The organism is Aeromonas crassostreae, from assembly GCF_054052445.1.
Map to the genome: position 1 here is coordinate 1 of NZ_JBSTYM010000083.1, position 249 is coordinate 249.

The following is a 249-nucleotide window of genomic DNA, read 5'->3' on the forward strand; positions in this document are numbered from 1 at the left end:
CGCTGTCTTCGGTGATGACCACGGTCGGCGCCGCGGTGGCGGTGGTGTCGCCCATGATGGCGCTGTCGCTGCCTTCCGGCGAGACGTTGCCCGCCGCGTCCACCAGGGTGGCGGTTACGGTCAGCGCCGCACCATCGGCCGGACGGTCAAACTCGTAACCCACCTTGCCAGCAAGGATATCGGCATCGCTCAACAGGCGGTCGGCCTGGCCGCTCACCTTGAGGGTGTCACCGGCCTGGGCCTCGCCCG

The 249-nt window shown here is 69.5% G+C and carries 1 protein-coding gene; it reads right to left on the reverse strand.

The window, feature by feature from the left end; all coding sequences use genetic code 11:
- Nucleotides 1–249: hypothetical protein (locus ACW5W4_RS18985; RefSeq protein WP_456690425.1), on the reverse strand; the 249-nt coding region annotated here is incomplete at both ends.